General features: G+C 60.6%; 1 protein-coding gene. It reads left to right on the top strand.

What is annotated here, in order from left to right; translation table 11 throughout:
- Positions 1-61 precede the first annotated feature (61 nt).
- Positions 62-826, top strand: coding sequence for an IS6-like element IS6100 family transposase (locus F4U94_RS24115; protein ID WP_001389365.1), 765 nt, complete (start codon positions 62-64; stop codon positions 824-826).
- Positions 827-880: the final 54 nt, after the last annotated feature.

The following is an 880-nucleotide window of genomic DNA, read 5'->3' as shown; positions in this document are numbered from 1 at the left end:
GGCTCTGTTGCAAAAATCGTGAAGCTTGAGCATGCTTGGCGGAGATTGGACGGACGGAACGATGACGGATTTCAAGTGGCGCCATTTCCAGGGTGATGTGATCCTGTGGGCGGTGCGCTGGTATTGTCGCTATCCGATCAGCTATCGCGACCTTGAGGAAATGCTGGCGGAACGCGGCATTTCGGTCGACCATACGACGATCTATCGCTGGGTCCAGTGCTACGCCCCGGAGATGGAGAAGCGGCTGCGCTGGTTCTGGCGGCGTGGCTTTGATCCGAGCTGGCGCCTGGATGAAACCTACGTCAAGGTGCGGGGCAAGTGGACCTACCTGTACCGGGCAGTCGACAAGCGGGGCGACACGATCGATTTCTACCTGTCGCCGACCCGCAGCGCCAAGGCAGCGAAGCGGTTCCTGGGCAAGGCCCTGCGAGGCCTGAAGCACTGGGAAAAGCCTGCCACGCTCAATACCGACAAAGCGCCGAGCTATGGTGCAGCGATCACCGAATTGAAGCGCGAAGGAAAGCTGGACCGGGAGACGGCCCACCGGCAGGTGAAGTATCTCAATAACGTGATCGAGGCCGATCACGGAAAGCTCAAGATACTGATCAAGCCGGTGCGCGGTTTCAAATCGATCCCCACGGCCTATGCCACGATCAAGGGATTCGAAGTCATGCGAGCCCTGCGCAAAGGACAGGCTCGCCCCTGGTGCCTGCAGCCCGGCATCAGGGGCGAGGTGCGCCTTGTGGAGAGAGCTTTTGGCATTGGGCCCTCGGCGCTGACGGAGGCCATGGGCATGCTCAACCACCATTTCGCAGCAGCCGCCTGATCGGCGCAGAGCGACAGCCTACCTCTGACTGCCGCCAATCTTTGCAACAGAGCC

It is taken from the genome of Sphingobium limneticum, from assembly GCF_008710155.1.
GTDB lineage: Bacteria > Pseudomonadota > Alphaproteobacteria > Sphingomonadales > Sphingomonadaceae > Sphingobium > Sphingobium limneticum.
This window is presented reverse-complemented; position numbering and strand designations above follow the sequence as displayed.

Bases quoted from the DNA above. Each gene is read 5' to 3' on its own strand.
- F4U94_RS24115 (WP_001389365.1), top strand. From the start codon at position 62: ATGACGGATTTCAAGTGGCGCCATTTCCAGGGTGATGTGATCCTGTGG.